The organism is Rhodopseudomonas sp. BR0C11 (assembly GCF_010820945.1).
GTDB classification, from domain to species: Bacteria; Pseudomonadota; Alphaproteobacteria; order Rhizobiales; family Xanthobacteraceae; genus Rhodopseudomonas; species Rhodopseudomonas palustris_H.
Genome location: NZ_QTKI01000282.1, coordinates 1 through 6381, shown reverse-complemented (window position 1 = coordinate 6381; position 6381 = coordinate 1). Strand labels below are relative to the sequence as shown.

The 6381-nt window shown below is 66.4% G+C and carries 6 protein-coding genes and 1 pseudogene; all 7 read right to left on the bottom strand.

What is annotated here, in order from left to right; genetic code table 11:
- A pseudogene (locus tag DYI24_RS28825) lies at window positions 1–452 on the bottom strand (1-deoxy-D-xylulose-5-phosphate reductoisomerase); the annotation flags it as partial.
- 4 nt (window positions 453–456) lie between these two features.
- Window positions 457–1305 carry a phosphatidate cytidylyltransferase gene (locus DYI24_RS18785; RefSeq protein WP_164573390.1) on the bottom strand — a complete coding sequence of 283 codons (849 nt, stop codon included), beginning with the start codon at window positions 1303–1305 and terminating at the stop codon, window positions 457–459.
- A 5-nt stretch (window positions 1306–1310) separates the two neighbouring features.
- Window positions 1311–2069 (bottom strand): isoprenyl transferase, encoded by a 759-nt coding sequence (locus tag DYI24_RS18780; protein ID WP_107344818.1) that lies wholly within the window; start codon window positions 2067–2069, stop codon window positions 1311–1313.
- A gap of 217 nt (window positions 2070–2286) precedes the next feature.
- Window positions 2287–2847 (bottom strand): ribosome recycling factor, encoded by a 561-nt coding sequence (frr, locus tag DYI24_RS18775; protein ID WP_107344819.1) that lies wholly within the window; start codon window positions 2845–2847, stop codon window positions 2287–2289.
- A 65-nt stretch (window positions 2848–2912) separates the two neighbouring features.
- The gene (pyrH, locus tag DYI24_RS18770; protein WP_164573389.1) at window positions 2913–3629 is read right to left on the bottom strand and encodes a UMP kinase; all 717 of its coding nucleotides are present in this window, start codon (window positions 3627–3629) and stop codon (window positions 2913–2915) included.
- Window positions 3630–3696: 67 nt separating this feature from the next.
- Window positions 3697–4623, bottom strand: a complete 927-nt coding sequence (gene tsf, locus DYI24_RS18765; protein WP_107344821.1) for a translation elongation factor Ts — start codon at window positions 4621–4623, stop codon at window positions 3697–3699.
- Between the two features lie 124 nt (window positions 4624–4747).
- Window positions 4748–5743, bottom strand: coding sequence for a 30S ribosomal protein S2 (locus tag DYI24_RS18760; RefSeq protein WP_164573388.1), 996 nt, complete (start codon window positions 5741–5743; stop codon window positions 4748–4750).
- Window positions 5744–6381: the final 638 nt, after the last annotated feature.

Genomic DNA, 6381 nt, shown 5'->3' with positions numbered 1-6381 from the left:
AATTCGTCGGCAGCGTCAGAGTTGTATAAGAGACAGCACGCTTTGTTGGCGAGCGCCACGGTGGTGCCGCGATCGACCGCCGCCAGCGCCGGCTTCAGACCGGCCGCCCCCGAAATCGCCGCCATCACCCAATCGGCCGGCCGGGCCGCAGCTTCGATCACTGCGCTCTCGCCCGCACCGCAGGCGACGTCGGTCCCAGCGAGCGCCGCGCGCAATTCACCGAGGCGAGCCGGATCGGCAACGGCGACAAAGCGAGCGTTGAACTCCTTGGCCAGCTTGGCGAGGCCGGCGACATTGGCGTTGCCGGTCAGCGCCTCGACCCGGTAGCGCTCGGGCTCGGCACGGATCAGGTCCATCGTGCTGTCACCGATCGAACCGGTGGCGCCGAGCACACTGACGGTGCGGACGCCGCTATGGGCACGCTCGGCGTTTTTCAAGGGAACAGGGCTCATTGCGTCACCACACCATCAATCCGCGGCCAATACCATCCAGCGGTCCGCGCGTCAGCCCGATCAATACCGCTACCACCACGGCCGCCACATAGCCGTCGAGCCGATCCATCAACCCGCCGTGGCCGGGAATGATGTGGCTGGAGTCTTTTACGCCGAAACGGCGCTTGACCGCGGATTCGAACAGATCACCGAGCTGAGAAACAGTTGAAAGGATCGCTGCAAGCACAAGCAGCGGCAGCATTTTTCCGAGGCCGAAGAAGGCAAAGCCAGCCGCGATCACGAGGCTCAGAACGAAGCCGCCGATCGCCCCCGCCCAGGTCTTCTTCGGGCTGACCCGCGGCCACAGCTTCGGCCCGCCAATCCCGCGACCGGCGAAATAGCCGCCGATGTCGGTGACCCAGACGATCAACAGAATCAGCATCAAGGCGGCGAAGCCATAGTCCGGATCAGCGCGGATCAGGATCGAGGCGACCAGGGCAGCCGCGGCGTAGCCGAAGCCAGAAGTCGCCCAACGGCGCTGCCCGCCGCCGAGCAGCGCCAAAACGGCCAGCGCAAGCATGATCGCCGCAGCAGCCAACCACGGCACGCCGGCTCCCAGCGCGGCACCGCAGACCACAAGGCCGAGGCCACCTACCCCGACGACCGGCCAGTTACGGCCGAGGCCGACGATACTCAGCCATTCCAACCACAAGCCGACCGCGATGGCGGTCGCGAGCACAGCCCACGGCCAGCCCCCGAGATAAGCGATCGCGATCGCGCCCGGCGCCAGCACCAGCGCGGCTGCGATTCGCAAAATCAGATTCCGGGACCCCTGCTCGGCCGCCGGCGCCGGCGCCGCCTTGTCCTGGCTCACGCGTGTCACGATCCTGTTTTGGCGGCCAACCCGCCGAACCGGCGCTCGCGCCGCGAATATTCGGCGATCGCGCCTTCCAGCGCGGCCTTGTCGAAATCCGGCCAGTGAATGGGCACGAATACCAATTCACTGTACGCCGCCTGCCACATCAGGAAATTCGACAATCGTTGTTCTCCGCTGGTGCGGATAATCAGGTCGGGATCCGGAATATCGGGGGCGTCGAGATAACGGCCGAGAGTCTCGATATCGATCGTCGCCGGGTCGCGCTTGCCTTCGGCGACTTCGCGCGCCAGGCGCTGCGCCGCATTGGCGATCTCCTGGCGAGAGCCGTAGTTGAACGCCACCACCAGATTGAGCTTGGTGTTGTTGCGGGTCAGCTCCTGCGCCTCGTCGAGCATGGCGCACAGGTCGCGGTCGAGCCGATCCCGCTCGCCGATCACCCGGATGCGGACGCCGTCGCGGTGGAGCGATGCGAGATCGTTGCGGATGAAACGGCGCAGCAGCCCGAACAGATCGACGATTTCGGTCGCCGGCCGCGCCCAGTTTTCGGAGCTGAACGAGAAGATGGTCAGATAGCGGATGCCGAGTTCGCTGGAAGCGCGGACGACACGGCGGAGCGCTTCGACGCCGCGGCGATGGCCTTCGGCACGCGGCAGCCCCCGCGCGGCGGCCCAGCGGCCGTTGCCGTCCATGATGATCGCCACGTGCGCGGGCGCGCTCGGTGGATCGGACGGATCAGGCAGAGGCGCGGCAGCTTTCGACATAGCTCATTCCCGAAGCGTCATCCCGCGAGAAGGTCACCGGCTCGCTGCCAGAAATTATTCGAGATCAGTAAGTTATAGTCGCCACGACGACAAGGCCCGAGATGTGCCCGCGGTCGCTGCAAAACCGCCCGGGTCCCGAACTGGGCGGCGATCCGTTTGGCCGGATCACCGCCGGGACGCGGCCGGGCGACCACGTCCCGCACGCACGGTCGAAAGATTAGACCGTAAGGATTTCCTTTTCCTTGTTCGCGAGCAACTGATCGATCTCAGCGATCGTGGCGTCGGTGGCCTTCTGCACCTCCTGGTCGAGGCGCTTCTGATCGTCCTCGGAGATCTCGTGGGCCTTCTCCAGCTTCTTGATGGTGTCGAGGCCGTCACGGCGGACATGGCGGACGGCGACGCGAGCAGCTTCGGCGTATTTGTGTGCGACCTTGACCAGCTCCTTGCGGCGCTCCTCGTTGAGTTCGGGGATCCGCAGCCGGATCACCTGCCCTTCAGTCGCCGGCGACAGGCCGAGGTTCGAATCGACGATCCCCTTCTCCACCGCCTTCACCATCGACTTGTCCCAGACCTGCACCGAGATCAGTCGCGGCTCCGGCACCGACACGGTGGCGACCTGGTTGAGCGGCATGTGGCTGCCATAGGCATCGACCTGCACCGGCTCGAGCATCGAGGCCGAGGCGCGCCCCGTGCGAAGACCGCCGAGCTCGTGCTTCAGGGACTGCGCAGCGCCCTGCATACGCCGCTTCAATTCGTTGACGTCGAACTTGTCGGACATACCCGCCTCTCTGGTTTCTCGAATCTCAAATCAACATCGGCGCGCGATAGGCGCGTGATCGCTTATCAGCCCGCGACTACAGTGGCCCGTCCCGCGCCGCTGAGCACCGCGCCGATCGAACCGGGTTCGGCGATCGAGAACACGATGATAGGCAGCGAGGTTTCACGGGCAAGCGCGAAAGCCGTCGCATCCATCACCTTGTAGCCGCCGGCAAGCGCTTCGGAATGAGTGAGTTTCTCGAACCGCTTCGCATTCGGATCGAGCTTCGGATCGGCGCTGTAAACGCCGTCGACATTGGTCGCCTTGAGCACCGCGCCGGCGCCGATTTCAGCGGCCCGAAGCACGGCGGCGGTATCAGTGGTGAAATACGGATTGCCGGTGCCGGCGGCGAGCAGCGCGATGCCGCCCTCGCGCAGCGTCTGCTCGGCGGCAGCGCGCGTATAAAGCTCGCAGACTTCCGGCATCATCAATGCGGCCAGCGTGCGCGCCTTCTGGCCGTGACGCTGCAGCGCTTCGGCGAGCGCCAGGCAGTTCATCACGGTGGCCAGCATGCCCATGGTGTCGCCGGTGGTCCGGGACACGCCGCGGGCGGAAACTTCGACGCCGCGGAAGATGTTGCCGCCGCCGATCACGACGGCGATTTCGATGCCGAGGCCACGTGCGGCGATCAGTTCGCCGGCGACGCGATCGATGGTGGCCTGATCGATACCGTAGTCCTGGGGACCGGCGAAGTATTCGCCCGACAGCTTGACCAGCACACGACGATAGATTGGCTCAGCCATGTTGCGGTCGCTCCCTTGAAGATTGGCTCCCGGCCCGAAGGCCGGGAGGATTTCGCGTGAGCCGCGATTACTTCTGGCCGGAAGCGGCAGCGACTTCGGCGGCGAAGTCGGAGGTCTGCTTCTCGATGCCTTCGCCGAGCGCGTAGCGCACGAAGCCGGTGATCTTGATCGGCGCACCGACCTTGCCTTCGGCTTCCTTGACCGCCTGCGCGACCGACTTGCCCTTCTCGTCGTGGATGTAGGCCTGCTCGAGCAGGCAGACTTCCTTGTAGTAGGTCTTCAGGCCGTTCTCGACGATCTTCTCGATCATGTTTTCCGGCTTGCCCTGCTGACGATACTTGTCGGCCATCACCTCGCGCTCGCGCTGCACGACAGCCGGATCGAGGCTGGTCGGATCGAGCGCTTGCGGGTTCGCAGCGGCGACATGCATCGCGAGCTGGCGGCCGAGGGTCGCAAGCTCGTCGGCCTTACCGGCGGATTCGAGCGCGACGATCACGCCCATCTTGCCGGCGCCGTCGATCACCGCGTTGTGGATGTAGCTCGCGACCACGCCCTGCGACACGCTCAGCGCAGCGGCGCGGCGCAGCGTCATGTTCTCGCCGATGGTGGCGATCGCGTCGGCAATCGCGCCGGCCACGTTGGTCGAGCCGACCGGAGCAGCGTTGATCGCGTCGATATCGGCGCCGACCTTCAGCGCGACCTGGGCGATCATCTTGACCAGCCCCTGGAACTGCTCGTTGCGCGCGACGAAGTCGGTCTCGGAATTGACCTCGATGACAACGCCCTTGGTACCGTCGGTCAGTGCGCCGATCAGACCTTCCGCGGCGACGCGGCCGGCCTTCTTGGCGGCCTTCGACAGGCCCTTCTTGCGCAGCCAATCGATCGCGGCGTCGATGTTGCCGTCGGTCTCGGCGAGCGCCTGCTTGCAATCCATCATGCCGACGCCGGTGGTCTCGCGCAGCTCCTTGACCATTGCTGCAGTAATCGTTGCCATCGCTAATAAGCCCTCTGCCTGTGACTGCGACCGCGCAGCCGAAGCCCGCGGTTCGCAATCAGGAACACATCTCAGATTTTGACGACGGAACGATGCGGCCGGAAGCCGGCCGCATCGCCTCGTATTATTCCGCCTCGGCGGTCAGCGACTTGGCCTGCGCCACCCAGGCATCGGCACGGCTCGGCAGACCGAGCTCTTCGCCGATCTGATGTGCGGTGGCCTGATCGAGCTCGGCGAGCTGCCAGAAGTGGAAGATGCCGAGGTCGTTGAATTTCTTTTCGATCGCGCCGGACACGCCCGGCAGCTTCTTGAGGTCGTCCGGGGTACCACGCGGACCCGGCAGGCCCTGGAAGGTGGTCGCCTGCGCCGCCGGCAGGTCTTCACGCAGCGGCTGCGACGCCGCTCCGATGTCGACGCCCATGTCGCCCTGCGCGCGCGAAATGCCATCGATCACCGCACGGGCGACCAGGTCGCAGTACAGCGCGATCGCGCGGCCGGCGTCGTCGTTGCCGGGAACCAGATAGGTGATGCCCTTCGGATCGCAGTTGGTATCGACGATCGCAGCGACCGGGATGCCGAGACGCTGGGCTTCCTGGATCGCGATGTCTTCCTTGTTGGTGTCGATCACGAAAATCAGGTCGGGCAGACCGCCCATGTCCTTGATGCCGCCGAGCGAGCGATTGAGCTTGTCGCGCTCGCGCTGCAGCTCCAGACGCTCCTTCTTGGTGTAGGCATTGGCGTCGGCCGAGCTCAGCACGTCTTCGAGGTGACGCAGGCGGCGGATCGAGCCCGAGATCGTCTTCCAGTTGGTCAGCGTGCCGCCGAGCCAGCGCGAGTTGACGAAGTACTGAGCCGAACGCTTGGCGGCATCAGCCACGGCGTCCTGCGCCTGGCGCTTGGTGCCGACGAACAGCACGCGGCCGCCCTTGGCGACGGTGTCGCTGATCGCCTGCAGCGCGCGATGCAGCAGCGGCACGGTCTGCGTCAGGTCGACGATGTGGATGTTGTTGCGGACGCCGAAAATGTAGTCCGCCATCTTCGGATTCCAGCGATGCGACTGGTGACCGAAATGCACGCCAGCTTCGAGCAGCTGACGCATAGAGAATTCAGGAAGCGCCATTGTATCTTCTCCGGTTGGTTCCTCCGGAAACGTGTGGGCAACCGTGCCGAACTGGGGACGAATCCCTTCGCGGCCCGGTGCCACCGGACGGCCTTGTGAGCCATGTTTCCGTGTGAGATGGCGCGCGTTATAGCGGGATTCCCCGATAACGCAAGGCGGAGCGGCCGAGATCGCGCCTGGGAATGGCGGACCGCGATGGCCGCGATCCGCCAGTTTGACCTGCCCTCGCCCCGCTCAGCACTCCTTCACGCCCGGCGGGCACCGTTTGGCGGGGCCCTGCGGCCGCGGCGGCGGGGCGGCCCTTGGCGGTGCCGGTGGCCGCGGCGGAGCCACATGGGGCGGCGGCGGTGCCGCGCGAACCGGAGCCGGCGGCGGTGCCATCCGGGGCGCCGCGTGCTGGGGTGGCGGCGGCGGAGCAACCCGGGGCGCCACATGCATCGGCGGCGGGACCGGACGGGACACCGTTGGCGGTGCGGGACGCTGGATCCGCGGAGCCGCAGGCGGCGGACGGCGATCGGCGGCGGCGCCGGGCGGCGGTCCCGCCGGTCTGGCGGGCGCCGTCACCGGCGGGGTCTGCCGCAGCCGGGCGGCGGGAGCCTGCTGCTGAGGCCGAACGGCTTCCGGACGCACCGCCGGAC